The sequence below is a fragment of the Nocardia sp. NPDC004278 genome (assembly GCF_053602975.1).
Genome location: NZ_JBSGEQ010000008.1, coordinates 104,667 through 129,018, shown reverse-complemented (window position 1 = coordinate 129,018; position 24,352 = coordinate 104,667). Strand labels below are relative to the sequence as shown.

Sequence of the window (24,352 nt, the reverse complement as noted above, 5' to 3'; positions counted from 1 at the left end):
CACATCCGGTGGCCGAGTGCGAGGTCGCCGATCGCATCGGACTAATTCCGGAACCCGACCGAAGGAACGACATTCCGCTCGTCCATACATACGGAACCGAGCGCTCGGAACGTTTCACCGGATTATTCATCCGACGATTAAGGCTGACCTTACTCCGAGAACTACTCGGCGGAAACGAGTTCTAGTAAACGCATCAGCTCGGCATAACGGCGCGCACCGATACGCGAGCGCAACTGCTGCTCGGCGCGCATCTCTTCGGCCCGCACCGAATCGACCAGATCCGAACCGAGCCGACTCAGGCCGATCAGGATGCGGCGGCGGTCGTCCTCGGCGGCGACCCGGAAGATCAGACCGCGTTCGGCGAGGGCGTCGGCATGTCTGGTCGCCGACGACGGCGGTAGCTGTGACCTGGCCGCGAGCTCACTCATGGTGACACCGAACTCGGTGGACAGATTCGACAGCATCGACCACTGATCGGCCGTGAGTTGCCTGGCACACAGGGCGGCGTCGAGGTGGTCCAGCCAACGCCGTTCCGCGGCACGCAGCGCACCATGCAGCGTGGAATATCCGCTTACAATGGTCGTCATTATTTCCTGCCTGCCATGAATTTCGCTCGAACCAGAAGAAGAGTACCGAATGTCAGCGTTCGGCGAGGGCCCAGACGGCACGATCGAGATACTGAACATAGTTCCGATGCAGGGACCGGGCGGTATCGTCGCCGCGTCATGCGATGCCGCGATTTCCCTGGCCGTCGATGAGATCAATACTGGCGCAGGATTTCTCGGCCGCGAAATTCGTACTATGAATATCGATGGCGGCCGGAATCCGCGCGAAGTCGCCGACGAGGTTTCGGCGCTGCTCGCCACCGGAATGGTGCATGCGATCACCGGCTGGCATACCTCCGCGGTGCGGCTGGCGGTGGCACGCGCCAATGCCAGCCGGGTGCCGTATCTGTTCGCGACCGGACATGAGGGCCTCACCAATGAGCGCCCCGGGGTGCTGATGCTCGGAGAGCATCCGGCGGGCCAGACCCTGCCCGCGGTGCACTGGCTCGCGCGCGAATACGGCGTGCGGCGCTGGGCGATCATCGGCAACGACTACATCTGGCCGCGCGAATCGGCAAAGGCGGTGCGCCGCAGTCTGCCCGATCCGAGTGCCATCGTGCTGGAGCGGTTCGTGCCGCTCGGCGCACCGGATTTCGGCGACTTCCTGCGCCATCCCGCGCTGGACGAAGCCGATGCCGTCATCATCCTGATGGTCGGCGCGGACGTCTCCCGCTTCAATAGGCAGTTCGCCGCGACCGGGCGCGCCGACACGCTGCTGCGCATCAGCCCGGCCGCCGACGAGAACGTGCTGCTGGCGGGCGGCCCCGACGCCAATCACAACTTCTATGTGGCATCGAGCTTCTTCGTCGACCCACGCACCAGCGACGGACGCGACCGGCTGGCCCGCTACCGCCGACTACACGGCGCCTTCGCGCCCGCGCTGACCAGCTTCAGCAATATGAGCTACGAGGCGATCCACACGCTGCGCGCCATCGCCGAGACGGTCGGATCACTACATGTGCCAGCGGTGCACGCGGCGCTCGATGCGGGCGTACTGCTCGAAACACCCGGTGGCACTAGGAGATTCCTCGGGAACCAGGCCCAACAGCACGGCTATATCGCGGTGGCCGACGGCGTCGATTTCGACATCATCGCCCGGATCACCTGACGCGGTAACCACCGCAGAGCAGTATTTCGAGCGATCGTTCGCGGCCGACCGGCCGGAGCGCGGGTGCGAGTCTCGGCCGCGCAGCCACCAGCTGCCCGACCGTCACTCACATCAAATCGCTACCCGATGGGGCCGTTCGGGGCGGCGAACACGCCGCACCGTCCGACGGCTCGCGTCGGATCTAAGAGGCGGCGACCAGGGTATCGAGCACCGAAAGGAACAGACCGAGGCCGTCATCGCTCGGACCGGTCAGCGCTTCGGTGGCGTGTTCCGGATGCGGCATCAACCCGACGATCCGGCCGTCGGCCGAGGCGATGCCCGCGATATCGCGCTGCGAGCCGTTCGGATTGTCACCGGCGTAGCGGAATACCACCCGCCCCTCGCCCTCGAGTTCGTCGAGCACCTGGTCGGAGGCCTGGTAGCGCCCCTCGGCGTTCTTGATCGGGATGAGGATCTGGGCGCCGGGCTCGAAACGCGAGGTCCACGCCGTATTCGCGGATTCGACGCGCAGCCATTCATCGCGACAGACGAAGTGCAGGCCCTCATTGCGAGTCAGTGCGCCGGGCAGCAGACCGGCTTCGCACAGCACCTGGAATCCATTGCAGATGCCGAGCACCGGCAGACCCTTGCCCGCGGCCTTGACGACCTCGCCCATCACCGGCGCGAACCGGGCGATGGCACCGGCGCGCAGGTAGTCGCCATAGGAGAAGCCGCCGGGCACGACCACCGCGTCGACCTGCTTCAGGTCGGCATCGGCATGCCACAGGCTGACCGCCTCCGCGCCCGCCAGTTTGACCGCCCTGGCGGCGTCGACATCGTCGAGCGTGCCAGGAAACGTAATGACCCCGATGCGAGCGGTCATGACTGCGCCTCGCTGACGCTCGGTTCCGTCATGCCCGCAAGGGCGGCTTTGTTTGTGATTCGCACGGCTGTGTCTATTGTTCGCTCGCTACGCTCGCTCATGCCGAGACCCGCACGACCTTCCAGTCCTCGATCACGGTGTTGGCGAGCAGCGCCTCAGCGATCTGTTCGAGCTCCGCGTCGCTGACACTGTCGTCGACATCGAGTTCGAATCGCTTGCCCTGCCGCACATCCGACACTCCGGCGAATCCCAGGCGCGGGAGTGCACCGGCGATGGCCTGCCCCTGCGGATCCAGGATCTCGGCCTTCGGCATCACCTCGACCACGACTCGTGCCACGCGTTGCTCCTCAGGTGGTGTTGGGGTTATCTGAGCAGCGTAGTTGTCCAGGTTGTCCGAGCTACGGCCGGGGTCGCGTCAAATAGCATGGCCCCATGCGCATAGCCCACTTCGGCCACTCCTGCGTCCTCGTCGAGTTGCACGGCAAGAAGGTGCTGTTCGATCCGGGTACCTTCTCGCACGGCTTCGAGGGCATTACCGGCCTGGACGCCATCGCGGTGACCCATCAGCACCCCGACCATATCGATCCGAACCGGATCCAGGCGCTACTCGACAACAATCCGAACGCGCGCCTGTTCAGCGATCCACAGACCGCACAACTGCGCGAAGAACCATGGGAACCGGTACACGCGGGCAACGTGATCACCCTCGGCGACCTCCAGATCACCGGAGGCGGTGGCAGACATGCCGTGATCCACCCGGAAATCCCGGTCATCGATAACACCGTCTTCCAACTCGGCACCCCGGACGATCCCGCACAACTCGTCCACCCCGGCGACTCCCTGTGGGTACCCCCCGTCCCGGTCGGCGTCCTCGCCATCCCCGCCTCCGCCCCATGGATGCGCATCAGCGAAGCCGTCGACTACCTACGCGCCGTCAGCCCCCGCACCGCCTTCCCCATCCACTTCGGCATCATCCACCCCGACGCCCAACCCATCTACTTCACCCGCCTATCCGAAATGCGCCCCACCGAAACAGAATTCACCGTCATCCCTCCCGAAACCCAAAAGGACCTCTAGCCCCAGAGCTGGACATCTGATGACCATGCGCTCATGCGGGTAAACGTCGTTGAAGGTGCCCGCATGAGTGCATGGATCGAGTGACCAGCCCGGGGGGTTAGGGGTGTTGTTCGGCGTAGGTTGTGAGGAAGAGGGCTTCGGCTAGGGCGATGTGTTCGATTTCGGTGGGATCGACGCTTTCGTTGGGGGCGTGGATGAGGCATTTCGGTTCTTCGACGCCGAGGAGCATGATCTCCGCATTGGGGTAGGTATCGGCGAAGACGTTGCACAGGGGGATCGAGCCGCCCTGGCCCTGGGTGGTTGTTGCCCTGCCGTAGGACACGCTCAGGGCGGCGTCCATCGCGGTGCGCGCGGGGCCGCCGCTCGCGGATCGGAACGGTGCGCCGATCGATTCGGTCTCCACGGTGAGCTCAGCCCGCCACGGGGTGTGTGCGTGCAGATGTGCGGTCAGCAGTTTCAATGCCTGGTTCGGATCGGTGCCCGGGGGAATGCGCAGGTTGAGGCGGGCGCGTGCGGCGGGCTGGACGGCCGCCGATGAGCCGACCACGTTCGGCGCATCGATGCCGAGCACCGTCAAAGCCGGACGCGCCCAGAGCATATCGGCGACGGTGCCGTCACCGGTGAGTTCGACGCCGCCGAGTACGCCAGCGTCGGTACGGAATTGGGTCTCCGGGTACTGCACGCCCGGCCAGCGCTGATCATTGGGCAGACCGGCAACCGTAGTGTTGCCGTGCTCGTCGTGCAGCGATGCGAGCAGGTGGACGAGGGCGGTGAGCGCATCCGGAGCGGGACCGCCGAACATGCCCGAATGCATCGCCCCTGCGAGGGTTTCGACAGTGACGATGACATTGACGCTGCCGCGCAATGTCTCGGTGAAGGTCGGCACCCCGACGGCGAAATTCCCGCTGTCGCAGACCAGGATCGCATCGGCGCGCAGTAGCTCCGGATTGGCCTCGACGAATCGTTCCAGTCCGCCGGTGCCCTGTTCCTCGGAGCCCTCGGCGACCAGCGTCACCCCCAGCGGCAGATCCGCACCGAGCGCCCGCAGCGCGGTCAGGTGCATCACGATATTGCCCTTGCAGTCCGCGCTGCCACGTCCGTACCAGCGACCGTCCTTCTCGGTCAGCTCCCACGGCGGGGTGCGCCAGGCACCGTCATCCAATGGCGGCTGAACGTCGTAGTGGCAGTACAGCAATACCGTCGGCGCGCCTTCGGGCGCGGGACGCGAGGCAATGACCGCCTTACTGCCGTCGGGTGTTTCGTGCAGACCCACCTTTGTCAGTCCGGCCGCGGCGAACACATCGGCCACCCACTGCGCGGTCCGGTCGCATTCCTCGGCAGGAAACTGCCGCGAATCGGCCACCGATTTGAACGAAACCAGTTGGGTGAGATCGATTTTCGCCTGCGGCATCAGGGCGGCCACCCGCGCGCGCAGGGCGGCGGTACGGGGATCGTCGGAAGTCATGCCAGCGCCTCACTTGGTCGTATCGTCGTTCGAAACCATTCAGAACACCGAGAATCCGCTCATGCGTGCGGAGTTCTCCATGCAACCGCACCCGAACCGAATTGCCCGCCGCGGCCAGCCAGGCCCCGGGCAACCCCGCACCGATCCGGGACGACGGCCGAAATGCCACCGCCGACACCACTCTTACACGCCGACCCGATCCGATACGCGCATTCCCGCGCCGCGTCATAGGTGCCGCACGTGGTCGTCAACGCGATGGTGTGCCCGGGAATTGCCAGCAAATCGAGGACCGTGCGCGCCCAGACGTGCCGCATGGCGGGCGGACCCACCTGCGCCAGTTGCTCACCGGAGCTATCAATCGAGCACTGCCTCGAGTAATGGTTCAGCGTCAACTCCGGTGGATTGCGCAGATTGCCCGAAGCTGGCTCCACATCTCGGAGTCCCCGCGCCCGAGCACGAGCAAAAACGTTGGATTTCTCCGGATGACGAAGGGCGTCTCGGCGTCCCCGGCGCCGATGTGGGATTTCGCAGCGGACATCACTTGCTCTGTGACATGCTGATAGTTCAAATGCCGAGGTTCAAATAACTAGCTTGAATATGGTCTCGATGAATGCATAAGTGACACAGCCAGTTTCGAGCGCCACGGAACTGGTATCAGTCGTTTGATGGTAATTGCTGCGAGTGCGCTGGAGGCAAGATGGCGGCTAAACCGGAATCCGACGACCTATTCGCGATGCCTGCATTGGACCGGACCGCACCCAAAAGCAGATTCCCGGGTCCCGAGCTACTTCCCGACGTCGCCTATGAGATCGTGCACGACGAACTGATGCTCGACGGCGTCTCCCGGATGAACCTGGCGACCTTCTGCACCACCTGGATCGAACCCAAGGCACTGATGCTGATGGCCGAATCCATCGACAAGAACATCGTCGACAAGGACGAGTACCCGCAGACGGCGGAGTTGGAGCGGCGCTGCGTGCGGATGGTGGCCGATCTGTGGCACTGTCCCGATCCGTCGACCACGCTCGGCACCTCCACCACCGGATCGAGTGAGGCCGCGATGCTCGGCGGCCTGGCCGCGAAGTTCCGCTGGCGCAAGCGCGGCGGCACCGGCACGCCGAATTTCGTCTGCGGTCCGGTACAGGTGTGCTGGGAGAAATTCGCGCGCTACTTCGATGTGGAGATCCGCCAGATCCCGCTGCGCGGCGATCGGCTCACCATGCATCCCGACGATGTGGCCGCGCACTGTGACGACCGGACCATCATGGTGGTGCCGACCTTCGGCCAGACCTTCACCGGACTGTTCGAAGATGTCGCGGGGATCAGCAAGGCCCTCGACCAGCTACAGGCGGTCAGCGGCCTGGACATTCCGATCCATGTCGACGCCGCCAGCGGCGGCTTCCTCGCACCGTTCACCGCACCCGATCTGATCTGGGATTTCCGCCTGCCGCGGGTCAAGTCGATCAATGCCTCCGGCCACAAGACCGGCCTGGCCCCACTCGGCACCGGCTGGGCGATCTGGCGCGAGGCCGCCGATCTGCCTGCGGAACTGATCTTCGATGTGGACTACCTCGGCGGCAGCATGCCCACCTTCAATCTCAACTTCTCCCGTCCCGGCGGACAGGTGGTCGCGCAGTACTACCACTTCATCCGCCTCGGCCGCACCGGCTACACCCGGCTGCAGTCGGCGATCTACCACGTCGCCCAGTACCTGGCCGACGGCCTGACGCGGCTGGGGCAGTTCGAGATAATCCATGGCGGCAATCCGCATCATGGCATCACCGCGGTGTCGTGGCGGCTGCGCGGGGAACCCGGTTGCAACCTCTACGACCTCTCCGATCGGCTCCGCACCCGCGGCTGGCTGATCGCCGCGTACCCACTGTCCCCCAACCGCCAGGACGAGACCGTCATGCGTGCGGTGATCCGGCACGGATTCAGCCACGACATGGCGGATCTGCTGCTCGCGGATATTGTGCGCTGCCTCGAACAATTGGCGAAGCATCCGCTGACGACCTCGCTCACCCGCGCCGAAGCAGGCGGTTTCACCCACAACGCCACCCCGGCCGTACCGACCGTAAATCCCACCGAAGACGCTGCGGCAGAGCCGAAGTCGTGACCACCACGACCGAACCGCGAAGCCGCTGACCCGGTACGCGTGGCCCCGCACCGGGCCGCGCGCCGCCGCCCGGTCACGCCATTACGGGCGGCGGCGCCCGTCGTGCGGCGGTGCCAACCACACCCCCCACACGGCTTGTGCCGATCAAGCCGCCCTGGCGGCGGTGAACGGCTCCCAGCGGTACACCTCGCTGGTCGCGCCGTGGAACAGCGCGAGATCCACGGCATCGAGCACGGCCTGACGCGGACCGGAGCGGCCCAGTTGCGCGGCGGAAACGGCCAGCCGCAGCACACCACCGCGGCGCGCGGTCCGGGCCGCGCCCAGTACCAGTGCGCGACACCACCACGGCTCGGCGCGGAAGCCCTCGCCGATGCCGTAGACGCGCGCCTTCTGCGCCACATTCCGTTCGAGATCCAGGATCGAGGTCAGACCGAGCGCGAGCCGGAAACCGACCTCCGGCAGCGCCTCGATCGCGCCGGCGGAGGCGTCCCAGCGCGGGGCGGCGAAGAGCCGGGTGCGCAGTTCCACCTGTTCCAGCACCCGATCCGCGGCGGTGAGCCGCAGCCACGCCTCGTGCCGCGGCAGCGCGGCGAATTCGGCTCTGCGGCGTTTGGTGGCCGCCTGGTCATAGCCGTGCAGCACGATCGCATCACCGCGGGCCCGGCGCCCGCGCAGCCAGGACTGCGTCGCCGCATCCTCGACCAACCGGTACCCGCCCTTGAGCCGGGGCGCCACCAGCAGCGAGAGGCGCACATCGCGGCGGTCCATCTCGGCCGCGAATTCGATTGCCGCGTCCCGCGTGGTGTCCCGGATCCCGGAGATCGACACGATCAGCTCAGCGTTCATGACCCCACGGTGCCAGCCACAGGTGTACTCGGCGTGCAGGGCGGATGACCCGCCGACGAACACTCCGCCACACCAGCGTCGCGTGACCCCCGCCACACCGGCGCTCTCCCTTGTCGGCCTCGAACTACTCGAGACCCGGCGTCCCTTGGGGCGGTCACCAGCTGTAGGGGCCGAATCGCCCCCGGCCGGGCCTACCGACCGCGCTCCCCGGCCGCTACGCCTCCGCGAGGCCGAGGGCGTCCAGGACCCAGGCGTATTCGAACGCGACTTCCTTCCACTTCTCATAGCGGCCGCTGACGCCGCCGTGGCCCGCACTCATTTCGGTCTTGAGCAGCAGCGGTGCGTCGCCGGTCTTGGTCGCGCGCAGTTTGGCGACCCATTTGGCGGGTTCGACATAGAGGACGCGGGTGTCGTTGATGCTGGTAATGGCCAGAATCGCCGGATAGTCCTTGGCCTCGATGTTCTCGTAGGGGGCGTAGGACTTCATGTAGTCGTAGACGTCCTTGTCCGCCAACGGGTTACCCCACTCGTCCCATTCGATGACGGTCAGCGGCAGCGATGGGTCCAGGATCGAGGTGAGCGGGTCGACGAAGGGCACATTGGCCACAATGCCCTTGAACAGTTCGGGCGCCAGATTCGCCACCGCGCCCATCAGCAGACCGCCCGCACTGCCGCCGTCGGCGACCAGCCGGTCCGGCGAGGCGGCGCCGGTATCGATGAGATGCCTTGCGCAGGAGACGAAATCGGTGAAGGTGTTCTTTTTGGTGAGTGTCTTGCCGTGCTCGTACCAGAGCCGTCCCATCTCCCCGCCACCGCGCACATGCGCGACCGCGAAGACCATGCCGCGATCGAGCAGCGACAGCCGCGACACCGAGAAGGACGGATCCATACTGGCTTCGTAGGAGCCATATCCGTACAGCAGTAGCGGTTTCGGCCCCTCGGGGAGGTTCTTCCTGCGCACCAGCGAGATCGGGATCCGGGTGCCGTCCGCGGCGACCGCCCAATCCCGGTGCTGCTCATAGTCGTTGGCGTCGAAGCCGCCGAGCACCGGCTGCTCCTTGCGCAGCAGCAGCTCACCGGTCGCTGGCACATAGTCGAAGACCCGCATGGGCGTGATGAACGAGGTGATCCCGATGCGCAGCGTCGGCTGCTCCCACTCCGGGTTGGCGCCAGGTCCGACCGCGAACAGTTCCAGATCGAATTCGAGTTCGCGCCGCTCGCCATAGCCGGATTCGGTCAGCGGCCAAATGGCGACCCGGGGCAGGGCTTCGCGCCGGTAGCTCAGCACCAGATGGCTGGCGAACGGGTCGATATCCTCGAGCCGCACATCGTCGCGATGTCCGATCAGCAGCGTCATATTCGACGGATCCGCTACCGGGGCCTCGGCGAGCACGAAGTTCTCCGCCTTCACCCCGTCCACGACATCGTTGTGCAGGATCAGGAAGCGGTCCTCGCCGCCGACCACCGCATGTTCGGCGGAGTATTCGACACCCTCGCGTCGCGGCAGAATGACCCGGAATTCCCCCTCCGGATTATCGGATTCGAGCACCAGACCCTCGGTGGTGATCTTGGAGCCGACCCAGATCATCAGGTACTTCTCCGAGCGGGTCGCGCCGATGCTCACCCAGTAGCGCTCGTCGGGCTCGTGGAAGACCTTGACGTCATCGGCCTCCGGCGTGCCGAGCCGGTGCCGCCAGACGGTATCGGGCCGCCAGGATTCGTCGACGGTCTGGTAGAAGACGTGCGTACCGTCCAGCGACCAGGTCGCGCCGGGCGCGGTACCGGCGATCTGGTCGGCGAGCACCTCACCGGTGCGCAGATCTTTGAATCGCAGCAGGTAGCGCTCGTCACCGCTGGTGTCGACGGAGTATGCGAGCAAATTGCCATCGTGGCTGATCGAGAACGCGCCGAGTGAGAAGAAGTCGTGGCCGTCGGCGAGTTCATTGCTGTCGAGCAGCACCTGCTCACCGGGGATCTCGGAATCGACCTCGAGCCGCGGCGGAGTCCAGGCATCGATTCCTTCGGCTGTATCTATCGCGGCGCTCGCGGGGCGCTCCGTGGTTACGCTCGCTGCCTCCTCCGCGCCCGTCGCTCCCGCCGGGGCAACGATGGGACAGCGGCAGTGCACGCCGTACTGTTTCCCCTCGAAGCTGCGCGAGTAGTACCAGAACTCGCCCATCCGGGTCGGCACCGACAGGTCGGTCTCCTGGGTGCGCGCCTTGATCTCGTCGAAGATCTTGTCCCGCAGCCCGCCGAGATGCCTGGTCTGCGCGTCGGTGTAGGCGTTCTCCGCCTCCAGGTAGGCGATGACCTCAGTACTGTCCTTATCGCGGAGCCATTCGTACTCGTCGATGAAGACGTCGCCGTGATGCACCCGCTCGGTGGGCACCGTCTTGGCGATCGGGGCCGCCACCACCGCCGATCCATTGCCGGAGCTGGTAATCGTTCCACTGTCGAGAGCCATGCGCTCCACCCTACTGTTCCGATGCCGCCCCGCCCGCCGAGCTGATGATCTCGTCGAGTACCGCACCGGCCCGGTGCACCCTCCAGGGCCTGTGCTTGCGCTCGTGCATGAGTTTGTCGACGAGGAATGGGGTGGCGGTGACATTCGGGCTGCCGTCGGTGTCATTTGTGCACGGCAGCAGCTGGGCGATGGTGTCACTGGCCTGGCCAGTGGCGAACATCTGCTGGATCCAGATGACGAGGTCGATCGCCGATTCAGCGACTATCCCCGCTGGGAAGCGAGCGTGGCGCGGTACGCCTGAGAAATCGGGGTACGCCCGAGAATCGGCGCGCTCTCGAGAATGCGGTTGCCCGGCCGCGAATCCCAGTAGGCTCGCGGCCATGCGTGCCGCAATCGCAGTTCGTCTGCTGTCCGTGGCGGGGATGGTTTTCGCTGCGGCCGGAATCGGTGCGCTCGCACCGGCTTCCGCATGTGCCTGCGGCGGGGTGGCCAATCCGCCCGGTCGCCCGGCCTCGGTGGGCGAGGAGACGGCGCTGGTGGGCTGGGACGGGCGCCGCGAGACGGTGCTCATGCGACTTGCCCTCGAATCGGGCACCGACCAGGCGGCGCTGATCGTGCCGACACCGAAACCGGCCACCGTCGCGGGCGGCGATGCGGCGACCTTCACCGAGCTGCGGAATCTCACCGCGCCCAGAATCGTCACGGAGCGTCGGTGGTTCTCGCGGTCGTCTCGAGGCAGCGCCGGCGAGGGGGCGACGAGCGCCGCGGGCGGCGGCCCCACCATCCTCGACCGCATCCAGCTCGGTCCGCTGGAGGCGACCACCCTGTCCGGCGGCAGCCTGGACGGCATTCGAAAGTGGCTGAGCGACAACGGCTACGAAATGCGTCCCGAAGTGATCGGCACCCTCGATCCATATCTGCGCGAGGGCTGGTCATTCGTCGCGATGCGCCTCACCAGCACCAAACCGCTGGACGGCGCATTGGATCCGGTACGCCTGACCTTCGATTCGGACCGATTCGTCTACCCGATGCGCATGTCGAGCGCCGCGAAACAGGCCCAATACGTACATCTTTACGCACTGGGCGAGCACCGTTTGCGACGCACCGACCCAGACGCCACCACCCAGACGGTATCCGTCGACTTCGCGGGCCGAGTCACCACCACAGATCCCGAACTAACCCAACTGACCACGAACGCCCACAACTACCTGACCGAACTCCGAATTTCGATCGACCACCCCGCAGATATCCACTCCGACTTCACCTTCGAGCCCGACACCACCGACGCACAGATCTACCAAACCATCCACCGAACCGAACCCGTCGAACTCTTCGCCCTCCCCGCAGGCCTAGTCATCCTCGGCGCCGCATCCCTGGCCGCCCTAGCCGTCCTACTCGCCATCATCCGCATCCTCCGCACCTAAAACCTCCCAAATCGACGAGAATGCGCTGGTGCAGGTGCCTTCTCGACGTTTACCTGCATGAGCGCATGGTGATCGCTCGTCCAGGAGGGAGGGGGAGGTTGTTGTCGGGGCGGGGCGGTCTCCGGTGCGGAGCAGCATTGGTGCGCTGGGACGGGCTGCTGCGGTGGCCAGTGCCCGAGTGGGGGCCGTCACCACGACTTCCCAGGCAGCATCCGGTACCCAACACCCGAGCTGGGCTATCAGGATGGCTTACCGGAAGGGAGGGGTCAGGCGCCGATGGCGGGGGCGATGGTGGGCCAGGAGGTGTGGAGGGTGTCCTGCCAGTAGGACCAGGAGTGGGTTCCGGTGGGGCTGTAGTCGATTTGGGCGGGGATGTTCAGGGTGCGCAGGCGCTGTTCGAATTCGATGACACAGGTGTTGACGCCTACCTCGACGGGGCCGCCGAGGACAATGTTCTCGGCCAGTTGGGGTTTGACCTCGGCCTCGTGCGGGCCGGGGATACCGGAGCCGGTGGAGAGGTAGATCGTCTTGCCGCGCAGGCGATCCGCGAGCGCGGCGGCATCGTGTTCGGCCCAGGCGGGGCTGCCGGGAGCACCCCACATGTTCACCGGATTGCCGCCGCGGTTGGCGATGGAGAACATGACCGCCCCCGTGGCGAGGCTGGTGTCCGGGCAGGAGCTGTAACCCGCGACCGCCCGGTACATTTCGGGATGGCGGACGGCGAGGATGAAGGCCGCATTGCCGCCCATGGAGAGTCCGCCGATGGCATTGATGCCATTGCCGTAGTGCGCATCGATGATCGGCGGCAGTTCCTCGGTCAGGAACGTCTCCCATTTGTAGCGGCCGAATTTGGGATCATCCTGCTGCCAATCGGTGTAGTAGCTGGCCTGGCCGCCGACGGGCAGCACGACATTCACATTCTTACGCGCGAAGAATGCCTCGGCGTCGGTGGCATTGGTCCAGGTGCTCTGGTTGATGCCCGGATCGAGACCGTCGAGCAGGTAGAAGGTCGGGTGTGCGCCGCCGGCCGCCGGGTGCAGGACCTGGACCTGGATGATCCGTCCCATCGATGGCGATTCGATGGAGATCGCCGAGCGCGTGGGGCTCAGCTCATCGATCCGATCGACCCGTGCGGCCGATGCCGTCGCGGGGTCGACGACCATGGGGCCCACTGAAGCAATCGCAAAGGCCAGCACCGCAATGGCTATCCGGGTTAGCCGCATGTCCCCACCTCCATCACCGCATGACAATGGCCATCAACGTAACTCACGCCGAGACGTTGGGGAAGATATTCGAAATCCCCGCGTTTCCACGGCAAACTGTCCGGTAGGTAACAACTTTCACGCCGACACCGGCGGTCACAGCAGTCTCCGCTACGGCTCAGCGATCGAGCGCGCCGCGGATCGAGTTCGCCAGATAATCCAGGTCGGCACGGCGCGGACTGGTCGGCCGCCCACGTAACCCGAATCCGTCACCCGGCGTCCGCGGAATGACATGCAGGTGCACATGAAATACCTCCTGACCAGCGGTCACCCCGTCGGCCAGGAAGAAGTTGACTCCATCACACCCCACCTCGCTGGCCCGCAGCGCCCCCGCCAATTTCTGCCCGACCTGGCACAACTTCCCCCCGACCGCCGGATCCAATTCCGCAAGACTGCGCGCCGCCAGTTGATCCCTGGGATTCTCCAGACTGCCGAGTATGCCGAGGCGGTACTACGCAGGGTGACCGAGTTCTATCGGATACCCAACGACGTAGACCAAGGCGTATCGAAACGGCTCGAGCAGCAAAAGGTGCTGTATCACGGTGATCATCGGTTTCATATCCTGATCGCCGAACAGTCGTTGTCTACGACCGTGGGGACCGCCGAGGTCATGACTGGTCAGCTAGACCGGCTCCTAGCTGTTATGGGGCTTCCGCGGATGCTGTTCGGCGTGGTGCCCTCGGGTGCCGAATGGCTCACGCCTGCAACGAACTTCGTAATGTTCGACGATCGTATGGTGTTGGTTGAAGCGATCACCGCAGAGCTGAAGATCACTCAGCCCCGAGAGATTGCGTTGTACGCCCGAGCGTTCGAAACGCTGGCCGGGCAGTCGGTGACCGGCAAAGCTGCCCGTGCGCTGGTCGGGCCGCGCTGGACCGATGGCGTCACAAGCCCCCGGAATGATGAACCGGGGTCATCGGCTTGATTACCCGTACACGATGGCCAGGATGTTCGTCTACCAACGGTTTTCGAGCATCGGGCCGAGGGCGTGCCCGCCGACAAGGTGTAGATGCAGGTGGTAGACCTCCTGACCGCCGTGGCGGTTACAGTTCGAGATCAGCCGGTATCCCTTCTCGGCAATGCCTTCCTGGGCCGCTATCTTCGCTGCGACGGTCAGCATCCGGCCGAGCGCCGGTTCGTGCTCGGGTCGGGCATCGTTCAGCGTCGGGATCAGTTCGTTCGGGACGATCAGCACATGCGTCGGTGCCTGCGGGCGGATGTCCCGGAAGGCAGTCACCAGATCGTCTTGGTAGACGATGTCGGCAGGAGCCTCGTGCCGGACGATCCTCAGAAACGTAGTATCCACGGCGCTACACACTAGAGCCTCTACCAGGATCGCCCGGCCAGCCCGAAGGCCATGGCCCCGCGCCGAGGACCGCTCCAGTGCCCAGTTGTGGCAGCGCCGACAGGCCCCACAAGGCGCAGGGGGACGCCGCACTGGCCGAGTACTCCGGGCCCTCGAGGTGTGCCTGATCAACCACGTAATGCATGGCCCCGACGCCGATCCCGATGACCGCCCGTCGCATTCGCCGAGCCGAGGCGCTCGTCGTGAGCCGTCGAACTCGACGGCTCACGATCCGCCCGTCGTATTCGACGATCCGCCCGTCGTATTCGACGATCCGCCCGTCGTACTCGATCAGCGCATTCGATTGGGACGCCAACACCCGGATTCCGCGTGAACCCGACTCGGCAAACGGAGCAGTTGAGCGTTCTCTCGGGCTACAGGATCGGGGACGGCGTGTAGCGGGCGGCTTCGGGGTACTGATCGACCAGCTTGTGCACCGCCGCCACCACGTCGGAAACCTGCGCTTCGGCGGCACCGACGAAGGCGGACTTATCGGCCAGGGCGGCAGCCAATTCCGCGCGGTCCAAGGGGAAGCGGGAGTCGGCGGCGAGACGGTCCAGCAGATCCGGTTCGCGGCCCTGTTCGCGCATGGCGAGCGCGACGGCCACCGCATGTTCCTTGATGACCTCGTGGGCGGTTTCGCGGCCGACGCCAGCGCGGACCGCGGCCATCAGCATGCGGGTGGTGGCGAGGAACGGCAGGTAACGGTCGAGTTCGCGGGAGACGACGGCGGGGTAGGCACCGAATTCGGCGAGCACGGTGAGGAAGGTTTCCATCATGCCGTCGATGGCGAAGAAGGCGTCCGGGAGCGCGACGCGGCGCACGACCGAACAGAAGACATCGCCCTCATTCCATTGTGCGCCAGCCAATTCGGCGGCCATCGATGCGTAACCGCGCAGCACCACCTGCAGACCGTTGACACGCTCGCAGGAGCGGGTGTTCATCTTGTGCGGCATGGCCGAGCTGCCGACCTGGCCGGGCTGGAAGCCCTCGGTCACCAGTTCATGGCCCGCCATCAGGCGGATGGTGTGCGCGAACGACGATGGACCCGCGCCGACCTGCACGAGGGCCGAGAGGACGTCGTGGTCCAGCGAGCGCGGATACACCTGGCCGACGCTGGTCAGCACATCGGCGAAACCGAGATGCCGCGCGACCTGCTGCTCTAGCGTCGCCAACTTGGCCGGATCGCCGCCGAGCAGGTCCAGCATGTCCTGTGCGGTGCCCATCGGGCCCTTGATGCCGCGCAGCGGGTAGCGGTCGATGAGTTCGCGCAGCCGGGTCAATGCGATCAGCAGTTCGTCGGCGGCGGAGGCGAACCGCTTGCCGAGCGTGGTGGCCTGCGCGGCGACATTGTGCGAACGACCCGCCATCACCAGCGTCTGGTATTCGGCGGCCCGCTGCGCCAACCGGGCCACGATCGCGACACCGTGCGCGTGCACATGTTCGAGCGAGAGCCGGATCTGCAGTTGCTCCACATTCTCGGTGAGATCGCGGCTGGTCATGCCCTTGTGCACATGCTCATGTCCGGCGAGTGCGTTGAATTCCTCGATGCGCGCCTTCACGTCGTGGCGGGTGACCCGCTCGCGCTCGGCGATCGAGGCGAGATCGACCTGGTCGATGACCCGCTCGTAGTCCTCGATGACGCCGGCGGGCAGCGCGATGCCGAGTTCGGACTGCGCCCGCAACACCTCCAGCCACAGGCGCCGCTCGAGCACGATCTTGTGCTCGGGCGACCAGAGATGCACCAACTCGGGGCTGGCATACCGGGTGGCAAGAACGTTAGGGACAAGGCTCACGTCTGGTCAGTCTAGTGACCTGAACCTATCGATCTGCTGCGGCGTCGCGGGCGCGACGATATCGATGACCTCCAGCAACGCACCGCGCGCCATTCGCCTTGGCTCCGGGTCCATTTCGCTCAGCGCCGCGACCACGGCCCCGTCGACCACCGCGACCATCCTGCGCAACTGCTCCGACCGCACCGCCCGATCGGAGCGGCGCAGCACATCGGCGAGCAATTCGTCGAGTTGCGCCCTTAGTCGTAGCTGGACTTCCCGCAGTTCCGGGTGCCGCGCCGAGGCCACCGAACGCTCGTAGCGCGCGATCAGCTGTCCGCGCGCGCCCTCGTCGTGGCCATCCGGCCCCACCAGTAGGTCGAGCACCAGATCGACGGTCGCCTCGGCACCGCGGCGGCGATGACTCACCTCGCCGACCCGGCGGCGCATCGCGTCCAGTTCCGCATGGCCGCTGAACTCGACCGCCCTGGCTATCAGATCATCGAGCGATTCGAAATAGTACGTCGTCGACGCCAGCGGAAGGTCGGCGCGCGTCGCGACCGAGCGATGCCGCACCGCATCGAATCCGCCTTCGAGTAGCAACTCTGCGGCGGCCGCTACCAAAGCCTGGCGACGCCGTTCGCCTTTCGGGGTCGTCGCGGTTATCACCGTGCCATCGTGCCAGTCATCATCAGTTCATCCGTGCGAAATCAGAGAGAGGAAACCAGAGAGTGAAAACCCAGCATCGTTGTTCTACCGTATCTGCGCCCGCCAGGTGAGCAACTATGCAAACTCTTTGGCGGACAGCACGATCAACCACGCAGATAGTGACCGAGCCGAACGAGTGCGGCCTCGATATCCGCGGTGGCACCAGCGAAGGAGAAGCGCACGGTTCGGTGTCCGGCCACGGTGTCGAAGTCGACGCCGGGCGCCAGCGCGACCCCGGTGTGGTCGAGTACCTCGGCACACCACTTGCGCGAATCGTCGGTGAGATGGCCGATATCGGCGTAGGCGTAGAAGGCGCCATCGGCCGGGGCCAGGTCGGTGATACCGAGTTTCGGCAGGCCATCGAGCAGCAGTTGCCGATTGACGGCATAGCGGCGGACATGGCCGTCGAGTTCTTCCTTGGCCTCGGCGCCGAATGCGTGCAGCGCAGCGTACTGCGAGACCGCGGGCGGACATACGGTCATATTGGACGCGAGCCGTTGCAGTGCGGGCCGCAATCCGCTCGGCGCCAGCATCCAGCCCAACCGCCAGCCGGTCATCGAGAAATATTTCGAGACCGATCCGATGACCACCGACGTGCGCGAGGTCTCCCAGGCCGATGAGGTCCGCCCCACGCTGACGCCCTGGTAGGTGATGCCGTGATAGATCTCATCGGAGATCAGCAGGGTGTTGTGCGCATCGCACCAGCGGGCCAGCGCGGCGAGTTCATCCGGGTCGATCATGGTGCCGGTCGGATTGGCCGGGCTGGCCACGATCAGTCCGGCTGGCGGCTCCGGCAACGCCTCGAGCATGGCCACGGTGGGCTGGAATCGGGTTTCGGCACCGCAATCGAGTTCGATGACGCGGCAGCCGAGCGCGGCCAGGGTGTTGCGGTAGGCCGGATATCCCGGCCGGGCCACCACGACGGTATCCCCGGCATCGAATGCGGCCAGGAAGATCAGGGTGAACGCGCCGGAGGATCCGGTCGTCACCACCACATCGTCGGGGTCGACGTTGTATCCGTAGGTATCGCGGTGGTGTTCGGCGATTGCCGCGCGCAGCGGCAGAATGCCGAAAGTCTCTGTGTAACCGAGCAGTTCGGATTCGATCGCCAGCTTTGTCGCACGCAGCACCGGGGCGGGCGCCGGTGTGGACGGCTGCCCGGCCGCCAGCACCAGCACGTCGCCGTGGGTCCTAGCCCGTTCCGCGGCAGCCTTCCAGACATCCATCACGTAAAAAGGTGGAATGGTCGACCGGCGAGATTCTCTGGACACCCGACGTACGGTAGACGGTCCCGTTTCTCGCCGGTTCGCCGATCCTCGGGTTTTGTGTTATCGGGCAGAAATGCGACCGGCCGCGCGGTTCGGCATGTGCCGACCGCGTCGCGCGGGTTATGGTCAGCGCTAATGCTCGACGAGGCGCGCCGCGCGCGGCTGGATCGAATACCGGGGGTGGGTGGCATCGGTGTCATACCGCCTGATTGGCGTGCCAACCTGCGGGAACGGCGCGATTCCGAACTGCGCGCACTGCCCGGACGGGCGCGCGAGGTGCTCGGTGAGTGCAAGGACGGGCTGTTCTGGCTACGCCGACAACCGGCACCCGACCTACGCGCGCTATGGGAGGCACGGCCCCAGCCGGACTATCGCGCGCTCCTGCGCAAACACCGGATCCTGATCGCCGGGGTCACTGCCACCGCCATCTTCGTAGCGGCCGATTCCGCATTCACCTGGCGCCTCACCGATCGCACGCCCGGCCCGGATGCGGCGCAGCGCGTCGCCTTCGCCTATCCCCAGCAGATGCAGTTCACTCCGCCGTCGGTGAAGCGCTATCTGAACGCCATCGCCAATGGCGAACGCATCCGCGAGCAGGAGGTGGTCGCGACCGCGGCCCGCGCCACCCTGGAACGCGCCAAGGCCGAGGCCGCGGCGGCGGTCTCCGGTGAGTACCAGCCATGGATGGCGGGCAGCGCGCCGGCCATCGCCGGTTCGGTGCTGCCCGGCCTCACCGGCATGGTGCTGCCGACGCGCGGCGTCTTCACCTCGGGTTTCGGTTCACGCTGGGGCACCTTCCACAACGGCATCGATATCGCGGGCCCGATCGGAACCCCGATCTACGCCGTCGCCAATGGCACCGTCATCGACGCGGGCCCTGCCCAGGGCTTCGGGCTCTGGGTGCGCATCCGCCACGATGACGGCAGCATCACCGTCTACGGCCATATGTACGACTTCTTTGTATCCGTCGGCGAACGCGTGCCAGCGGGTATGCAGATCGCCCGCATGGGCAACCGCGGCGATTCCACGGGTCCGCATTTGCATTTCGAGGTCATCGTCAACGGGCAGCATGTGGACCCACAGCAGTGGTTGTCGGCGCACGGACTCAGTGTCTAATTTGCAGCGCCTGCGGCGCGGCGTGTTCGCGGCCCCGAATATTCAGCATCGCGTAGCGATTCGATGCGGGGTGGTGGTCGGGCGACGGGTGGGCCTCGCGTCCGAGGTTCGCTCCTGCGGCGTATGTCCGTGACGGGCCACGAAGGGTCGCTCGTAAGACTCCGTGGTGGTCACCAATGCCTGTTGACGCCGTTCAGACCGAAATGCGGTCCTCGACAGCCGCCAGGCCGATGTCGGTGCGGAAGTGGCTGCCCGGCAGCTTGATCGAGGCGATCCGGTCGTAGGCGTTGGCGCGGGCCTCGGCCAGATCCGCACCGGTGCCGACGATGCTCAGCACCCGACCGCCCGCCGAGACCAGGGCTCCGTCCTCGCGCAGTGCGGTGCCCGCGTGCAGCACCGCGGACGTGTCGTCGGCGGTCCCCTCGCCCGCTCCGGTGATCACATCGCCGACGCGGGGCCGACCCGGGTAGTTCTCGGCGGCGATTACGACCGTGACGGCCGCGCCGTCGCGCCAACGCGGTGCGGCGACCCCGGCCAGGGTGCCGGTGGCGGTGGCATTCAGCAATTCGCCGAGCGGACTCTCCAGCAGTGCGAGCACGGCCTGGGTCTCCGGATCGCCGAAGCGGCAATTGAATTCGACGACGGCGGGTCCGGCCGCACCGATCGCCAGACCCGCATACAGCAGACCCGAAAAGCCACAGCCCCGCCGCACCAGTTCCGCGGCGACGGGCTTGACGACATCCTCGACAATCGCGGTGACCGTCGACTCGGGCAACCACGGCAGCGGCGTGTACGCGCCCATACCGCCGGTATTCGGCCCGGTATCGCCGTCGCCGACGCGCTTGTGATCCTGCGCGGGCAGCAACGGCACCACCGTTTCGCCGTCCACCAGGCAGAACAGCGAAACCTCCGGGCCGTCCAGGAAGGATTCCAACAGCACCGGATGGCCCTGCTCGAGCAGTTCGGCACCGTGATCGCGGGCCGCGTGGCGGTCGGCGGTGACGACCACACCCTTGCCCGCGGCGAGCCCGTCGTCCTTGACCACCCAGGTGGGACCGAAGCGATCGAGTGCGGCGTCGAGTTCGGCCGGATTGTCCACGATCTCACTGTGCGCGGTGCGGACCCCGGCGGCGGTCATCACGTCCTTGGCGAAGGCCTTCGAACCCTCGATGCGGGCGGCCGCGGCCGACGGACCGAAACAGGCGATGCCCGCGGCCCGCACCGCATCGGCAACACCGAGCACCAGCGGCACCTCGGGCCCGATCACCACCAGCTCCGCGTCGAGCTCGGTGGCCAGGGCGACAACCGCCTCGGCCGAGCAGGGATCGACCGGCCTGACCTGCGCGTGCTGGGCGATCCCGGCATTGCCCGGCGCAGCGAACAGCGCGGTCACCGCGGGGTCCCGGCGCAGGGCCAGGACGAGGGCATGTTCACGGGCTCCGGAACCGATGACGAGTACGCGCACGGGCAACAGCTTAGGTTGTCGCCAACCATGGCTTTCCCGCCTCCCCGGAACTTTTGCCGGTCGTTGGATACGTCGTAACTTCGGCCGCGCCGTCCCGGCTCGTTCTCGGGGTGGCCGAACAGTTACCCAGGTGTTCACGAAATCAGTCGTCACGTTGACGGCCATCGAGGAGTGTGAGGTGGATCATTGATGAGAGGGGGGTGCACCAGCCGACTCCACCGCGCAAAGGATGTGCTGACGATGGGTCTGATCGATGGACTGATGGGCAATGCCGGGCGGATCGATCCCGGTAGGGCGCAAGAGGAATACGCGAGGCTGATGGGCAACGCCGAACAGGTCTATGCCGCGTATCTGCTTGTCCGCGACGCGATTCTGTTCACCAACCGCCGTCTCATCCTGGTCGACAAGCAGGGTGTCACCGGCCGCAAGGTCAGCTACCACAGCATTCCCTACCGGGCGATCACGCATTTCTCGGTGGAAACCGCCGGCACCTTCGACCTGGATGCCGAACTCTGCATCTGGATCTCCGGCACGCACGAGCCGGTGCAGAAGCGGTTCAACCGCCAGGTCGACATCTACGAGGTGCAGAGCATCCTTTCGCACTACGTCGCCTGACCTGCCGACGCGAAAGTCCTAGGCCGATACGGTCGTTCGGGTCACCACCCGGCCGTACCCGGATCAACAGCAGCTCGAGGAATTGCTCGGGCTGCCAGAACGCCGCGAAGTGGTTGGCCTCGGAGATCAGCGACCCGAGTAGCCTCCGGTGCATGCCTTCCGTTTTCAGCGCGATCATCGCGGGCCAACTGCCGGGTCGATTCGTCTGGGAGGACGACGAATTCGTCGCATTCCTCACCATCGCCCCGGTCACCCAGGGCCACACCCTCGTGGTTCCCCGCAAGGAAATCGACCAGTGGCAGGACATCGACCCCGACACCTTCGCCCGCCTCAACGGTGTCGCACAGAAGATCGGTCAGGCCGTTCGCGAGGCCTGGGACGCGCCGCGCGCGGGCCTGCTCATCGCCGGTCTCGAAGTCCCCCACCTGCATGTCCACGTCTTCCCGGCCTTCACCATGGGCAACTTCGACATCTCCGGCGCCCAGCACAACCCCACCCCGGAATCCCTCGACGAGGCCCAAGCCAAGATCAAGAAAGCCCTCCGCGAACTCGGCTACGGAGCCAACGTCCCCGACTGAGCGCAGTCGAACCGAAAGGGGCCGTCGAACGCGGCCCTATTCCGGTGCGGCAGTTGTGCGTTCGATCCAATCGGCATAGCTGTCGACGCACCATTCGACCGGGGTCGCCGTGACCTCCGGGCTTTCCCACGGATGCAACTCGCACACTCGGGCGGCGAGACGGTCGCGCGCGGTTACCGACGTCTTGAAGCTCACGCGCCATTCCCGGCCCTCACCCAGCTCGCCGAGATGCCAGAACACGGATAGGGCCGGGCCGGTGACCTCGGCACCCGCGGCAAGTCGTGCCACGACCACCGCCCTCGCGATGGCTCTCGCGTCGTCCTCGGTCGGGGTCGTGGTCGTAACCGACCACACTCTCGCCACTGCCATGCGGCCACAGTAGGCGGGCTCCGATGTGGGGCGTGAAGTACGAGCTACAGCAACGGGCGCGCCGTAAGTGGCACGCCCGTAGTGGAGCCCCCTGTCAGGATTGAACTGACGACCTTTCGCTTACAAGGCGAGTGCTCTACCACTGAGCTAAGGAGGCGGACGGTATCTGACTCTGCAAAACGGTGCCAATCATAACTGGGCACGCCAGCTGCGTGACACCGGCTTACGGTGTCACGCAGTGACGGTTCAGCATTCGGCCCCGGCGCAGTATCGAATACCGCAGATCAGGACTGGGCGCCCTGTCGGGCCGCGTCATCGGCGGCCATCGCGTCACGCAGGCTCTTCGGACGCATGTCGGTCCAGTTCTTCTCGACGTACTCGACACACGCGGCGCGGCTGTCTTCACCGAAAACAACTCGCCATCCGGCCGGAACCTCCGCAAAGGCGGGCCACAGCGAATGCTGTTCCTCATCGTTGACCAGAACGAAGAAGCGGCCGTCTTCGTCATCGAAGGGGTTGGTGCTCATTTCACCTCACTGGATACTGGCGCATGTACGGGATAACCCTCGGCGCATCCAAGCGCTGTTAGAGCGCCGGAAGCTCCCAGAGCGTTGTGTCGACCCTAGCAAGGCAGACGTTACGCGTAGGCGGTTACCTCAGGCCGCGAAAAATTCGAGCAGGATCTTGTTCACGGCTTCCGGACGCTCGAGATAACCATAGTGCCCCGCATCAGGAACTTCCAGATAGCGCGCACCGGGAATGGCCTCGGCAACCTCCCTGGACAGATAGGGCGGAATCATCCGATCATCGGCGAACCCGATGGCCAGGCACGGCACCCTGATACCGCGGTAGGCCTGCACCCGGTCGAAATCGTGGTCCATCCGGCGCTGCGCGCGGATACCCGGCGTCACCGGACCGCCGGTGAATTCGAACAGGTCGAGCCAGTCGCGGGCGGCGTTCGGATCTGCCATGGTCGCGGGCGACATATTCATTACCGCGGTCACCGCGGCCTCGTACTTCGCGGGCAACTGGACCCCGCTGGCGTCGAGTTCGTGCTCACCGAGCGAGAGCGTCTTCTGGAACTGGTCGAGACGGCCGTGCGCGGCCATGAATACCGCCTTGCGCACCAGCTCCGGACGCGCCAGCGCGAGTTCCTGAGCCACCCGCGCGCCCATCGAGGTGCCGACCAGCAGCGCGGGGCCCTCGTCGAGCAGTTCGATGAGTCCGGCGGTATCGCCGACCAACTGCTCGAGAGTCATGCCACCGGCCGCCTCAAAGGACGGCTTGATGCCGCGATTGTCGAACGTGCAGACCCGATATCCGGCCTTGACCAGCGCCGGAACCTGATGCAGCTCCCAAACCCGGCCCGGACTCCCGGTACCCATGATCATGACGACGAGCGGCCCAGCACCCCGCACCTCGGTGCCTGCGGCCGGGTCGCCCTTGACCTGGTAGTTGAGCGAAATTCCGTTCACCGTGGCCAGCGGCATATCGTCCCTTTCGTGGAGTTGGTGCTGCGCGTCCACGGTAGTAGGGCCCGACTTCCGCCGCGCGAGCGCCGGGTGCGAGTGCGGACGTGTCCTAGGTCACCGGTATCCGGGTGCGGCGCACTGCTACCAGGTACAGATAACATTGACTATTCGCACGTACGAGCGTACTTAGCCGGGAGGACAAGAAGATGGCCGCGAAGAGCAGCGCGAACGACATCGCGGACGACGATCTGGAACCACTCGCCGACGAAACCGCCCGTCAGGCGCAGCGCGTCGTCGCGGCCTACGCGGAGGATGCCGACGAATGCCGGATGCTGCTGTCGATGCTCGGCATAGCTCCCAATTCTCGGGGCGAGTAGCCACCGACGCGACGTCAATGGAGCCGTCGAGTATCCGA

28 protein-coding genes and 1 tRNA gene are annotated in these 24,352 nt (G+C 65.8%); 9 read left to right on the top strand and 20 right to left on the bottom strand.

Annotated elements, in window-relative coordinates; all coding sequences use genetic code 11:
• Positions 1–161: 161 nt before the first annotated feature.
• Positions 162–587: a MarR family winged helix-turn-helix transcriptional regulator gene (locus ACWEO2_RS14935; protein WP_354960090.1), complete on the bottom strand. Its 426-nt coding sequence runs from the start codon at positions 585–587 to the stop codon at positions 162–164.
• Between the two features lie 49 nt (positions 588–636).
• Between ACWEO2_RS14935 and ACWEO2_RS14930 the strand changes: the two genes are divergently transcribed.
• The gene (locus ACWEO2_RS14930) at positions 637–1,713 is read left to right on the top strand and encodes a substrate-binding domain-containing protein (protein WP_452405797.1); all 1,077 of its coding nucleotides are present in this window, start codon (positions 637–639) and stop codon (positions 1,711–1,713) included.
• Positions 1,714–1,894: 181 nt separating this feature from the next.
• On the opposite strand, the gene purQ is transcribed toward ACWEO2_RS14930, so the two are convergent.
• Both purQ and purS read right to left on the bottom strand, forming a co-directional pair.
• A complete protein-coding gene (purQ, locus tag ACWEO2_RS14925; RefSeq protein ID WP_354960092.1) occupies positions 1,895–2,575 on the bottom strand; it encodes a phosphoribosylformylglycinamidine synthase subunit PurQ in 681 nt (226 codons plus the stop codon).
• A 97-nt stretch (positions 2,576–2,672) separates the two neighbouring features.
• Complete coding sequence (gene purS / locus ACWEO2_RS14920; protein WP_040686358.1) at positions 2,673–2,912, bottom strand: phosphoribosylformylglycinamidine synthase subunit PurS; 240 nt, start codon at positions 2,910–2,912, stop codon at positions 2,673–2,675.
• A 95-nt stretch (positions 2,913–3,007) separates the two neighbouring features.
• Here purS and ACWEO2_RS14915 point away from each other — a divergent pair, with 95 nt between their 5' ends.
• Positions 3,008–3,652 carry an MBL fold metallo-hydrolase gene (locus ACWEO2_RS14915; protein ID WP_452405796.1) on the top strand — a complete coding sequence of 215 codons (645 nt, stop codon included), beginning with the start codon at positions 3,008–3,010 and terminating at the stop codon, positions 3,650–3,652.
• A gap of 97 nt (positions 3,653–3,749) precedes the next feature.
• On the opposite strand, the gene ACWEO2_RS14910 is transcribed toward ACWEO2_RS14915, so the two are convergent.
• The gene (locus tag ACWEO2_RS14910; RefSeq protein ID WP_452405795.1) at positions 3,750–5,117 is read right to left on the bottom strand and encodes a M20/M25/M40 family metallo-hydrolase; all 1,368 of its coding nucleotides are present in this window, start codon (positions 5,115–5,117) and stop codon (positions 3,750–3,752) included.
• Between the two features lie 59 nt (positions 5,118–5,176).
• Entirely contained in the window at positions 5,177–5,641 is a 465-nt protein-coding gene (locus tag ACWEO2_RS14905) for a glutaminase (RefSeq protein WP_452405923.1), read from the bottom strand.
• Positions 5,642–5,814: 173 nt separating this feature from the next.
• Between ACWEO2_RS14905 and ACWEO2_RS14900 the strand changes: the two genes are divergently transcribed.
• On the top strand, positions 5,815–7,233 hold the full coding sequence (locus ACWEO2_RS14900; RefSeq protein ID WP_452405794.1) for a glutamate decarboxylase: 1,419 nt from the start codon (positions 5,815–5,817) through the stop codon (positions 7,231–7,233).
• 144 nt (positions 7,234–7,377) lie between these two features.
• Here the strand turns inward: ACWEO2_RS14900 and ACWEO2_RS14895 are convergent, their stop codons facing one another.
• From ACWEO2_RS14895 to ACWEO2_RS14885, 3 genes are all read right to left on the bottom strand, one after another.
• On the bottom strand, positions 7,378–8,079 hold the full coding sequence (locus ACWEO2_RS14895) for a DUF2334 domain-containing protein (protein WP_452405793.1): 702 nt from the start codon (positions 8,077–8,079) through the stop codon (positions 7,378–7,380).
• Positions 8,080–8,293: 214 nt separating this feature from the next.
• Positions 8,294–10,543, bottom strand: coding sequence for a S9 family peptidase (locus ACWEO2_RS14890; RefSeq protein WP_452405792.1), 2,250 nt, complete (start codon positions 10,541–10,543; stop codon positions 8,294–8,296).
• 10 nt (positions 10,544–10,553) lie between these two features.
• Complete coding sequence (locus tag ACWEO2_RS14885) at positions 10,554–10,763, bottom strand: hypothetical protein (RefSeq protein ID WP_452405791.1); 210 nt, start codon at positions 10,761–10,763, stop codon at positions 10,554–10,556.
• A gap of 160 nt (positions 10,764–10,923) precedes the next feature.
• Here ACWEO2_RS14885 and ACWEO2_RS14880 point away from each other — a divergent pair, with 160 nt between their 5' ends.
• Positions 10,924–11,967, top strand: a complete 1,044-nt coding sequence (locus tag ACWEO2_RS14880; protein WP_452405790.1) for a DUF2330 domain-containing protein — start codon at positions 10,924–10,926, stop codon at positions 11,965–11,967.
• Between the two features lie 266 nt (positions 11,968–12,233).
• Here the strand turns inward: ACWEO2_RS14880 and ACWEO2_RS14875 are convergent, their stop codons facing one another.
• Entirely contained in the window at positions 12,234–13,190 is a 957-nt protein-coding gene (locus ACWEO2_RS14875) for an alpha/beta hydrolase (protein ID WP_452405789.1), read from the bottom strand.
• Positions 13,191–13,347: 157 nt separating this feature from the next.
• Positions 13,348–13,668: an HIT family protein gene (locus ACWEO2_RS14870; RefSeq protein ID WP_452405922.1), complete on the bottom strand. Its 321-nt coding sequence runs from the start codon at positions 13,666–13,668 to the stop codon at positions 13,348–13,350.
• Positions 13,669–13,689: 21 nt separating this feature from the next.
• Between ACWEO2_RS14870 and ACWEO2_RS14865 the strand changes: the two genes are divergently transcribed.
• Entirely contained in the window at positions 13,690–14,154 is a 465-nt protein-coding gene (locus tag ACWEO2_RS14865; RefSeq protein ID WP_452405788.1) for a Scr1 family TA system antitoxin-like transcriptional regulator, read from the top strand.
• 30 nt (positions 14,155–14,184) lie between these two features.
• Here ACWEO2_RS14865 and ACWEO2_RS14860 read toward each other — a convergent pair whose 3' ends face one another.
• The 5 genes from ACWEO2_RS14860 to ACWEO2_RS14840 form a co-directional block, all read right to left on the bottom strand.
• Positions 14,185–14,535, bottom strand: a complete 351-nt coding sequence (locus ACWEO2_RS14860) for an HIT domain-containing protein (RefSeq protein ID WP_452405787.1) — start codon at positions 14,533–14,535, stop codon at positions 14,185–14,187.
• A gap of 4 nt (positions 14,536–14,539) precedes the next feature.
• Entirely contained in the window at positions 14,540–14,893 is a 354-nt protein-coding gene (locus ACWEO2_RS14855) for a hypothetical protein (RefSeq protein ID WP_452405786.1), read from the bottom strand.
• A gap of 55 nt (positions 14,894–14,948) precedes the next feature.
• Complete coding sequence (purB, locus tag ACWEO2_RS14850) at positions 14,949–16,370, bottom strand: adenylosuccinate lyase (protein ID WP_452405785.1); 1,422 nt, start codon at positions 16,368–16,370, stop codon at positions 14,949–14,951.
• 6 nt (positions 16,371–16,376) lie between these two features.
• On the bottom strand, positions 16,377–17,015 hold the full coding sequence (locus tag ACWEO2_RS14845) for a TetR/AcrR family transcriptional regulator (RefSeq protein ID WP_452405784.1): 639 nt from the start codon (positions 17,013–17,015) through the stop codon (positions 16,377–16,379).
• 143 nt (positions 17,016–17,158) lie between these two features.
• Positions 17,159–18,325, bottom strand: coding sequence for a pyridoxal phosphate-dependent aminotransferase (locus ACWEO2_RS14840; RefSeq protein ID WP_452405783.1), 1,167 nt, complete (start codon positions 18,323–18,325; stop codon positions 17,159–17,161).
• 132 nt (positions 18,326–18,457) lie between these two features.
• Here ACWEO2_RS14840 and ACWEO2_RS14835 point away from each other — a divergent pair, with 132 nt between their 5' ends.
• Positions 18,458–19,438 (top strand): M23 family metallopeptidase, encoded by a 981-nt coding sequence (locus ACWEO2_RS14835; RefSeq protein ID WP_452405782.1) that lies wholly within the window; start codon positions 18,458–18,460, stop codon positions 19,436–19,438.
• 193 nt (positions 19,439–19,631) lie between these two features.
• Here the strand turns inward: ACWEO2_RS14835 and purD are convergent, their stop codons facing one another.
• Positions 19,632–20,903 carry a phosphoribosylamine--glycine ligase gene (purD, locus tag ACWEO2_RS14830; protein ID WP_452405781.1) on the bottom strand — a complete coding sequence of 424 codons (1,272 nt, stop codon included), beginning with the start codon at positions 20,901–20,903 and terminating at the stop codon, positions 19,632–19,634.
• Positions 20,904–21,143: 240 nt separating this feature from the next.
• On the opposite strand from purD, the gene ACWEO2_RS14825 reads away from it, so the two are divergent.
• On the top strand, positions 21,144–21,518 hold the full coding sequence (locus tag ACWEO2_RS14825; protein ID WP_354959645.1) for a PH domain-containing protein: 375 nt from the start codon (positions 21,144–21,146) through the stop codon (positions 21,516–21,518).
• A gap of 152 nt (positions 21,519–21,670) precedes the next feature.
• Positions 21,671–22,096: an HIT domain-containing protein gene (locus tag ACWEO2_RS14820; protein WP_433681274.1), complete on the top strand. Its 426-nt coding sequence runs from the start codon at positions 21,671–21,673 to the stop codon at positions 22,094–22,096.
• Positions 22,097–22,132: 36 nt separating this feature from the next.
• Here the strand turns inward: ACWEO2_RS14820 and cutA are convergent, their stop codons facing one another.
• From cutA to ACWEO2_RS14800, 4 genes are all read right to left on the bottom strand, one after another.
• Entirely contained in the window at positions 22,133–22,465 is a 333-nt protein-coding gene (cutA, locus tag ACWEO2_RS14815) for a divalent-cation tolerance protein CutA (protein WP_452405780.1), read from the bottom strand.
• An 82-nt stretch (positions 22,466–22,547) separates the two neighbouring features.
• Positions 22,548–22,622 (bottom strand) — tRNA-Thr (locus ACWEO2_RS14810).
• A gap of 127 nt (positions 22,623–22,749) precedes the next feature.
• Positions 22,750–22,992, bottom strand: coding sequence for an MbtH family protein (locus tag ACWEO2_RS14805; protein ID WP_011207082.1), 243 nt, complete (start codon positions 22,990–22,992; stop codon positions 22,750–22,752).
• Positions 22,993–23,121: 129 nt separating this feature from the next.
• Positions 23,122–23,955 carry an alpha/beta fold hydrolase gene (locus ACWEO2_RS14800; protein ID WP_452405921.1) on the bottom strand — a complete coding sequence of 278 codons (834 nt, stop codon included), beginning with the start codon at positions 23,953–23,955 and terminating at the stop codon, positions 23,122–23,124.
• 188 nt (positions 23,956–24,143) lie between these two features.
• On the opposite strand from ACWEO2_RS14800, the gene ACWEO2_RS14795 reads away from it, so the two are divergent.
• Entirely contained in the window at positions 24,144–24,314 is a 171-nt protein-coding gene (locus ACWEO2_RS14795; protein ID WP_354959641.1) for a hypothetical protein, read from the top strand.
• The last annotated feature ends 38 nt before the right edge of the window (positions 24,315–24,352 follow it).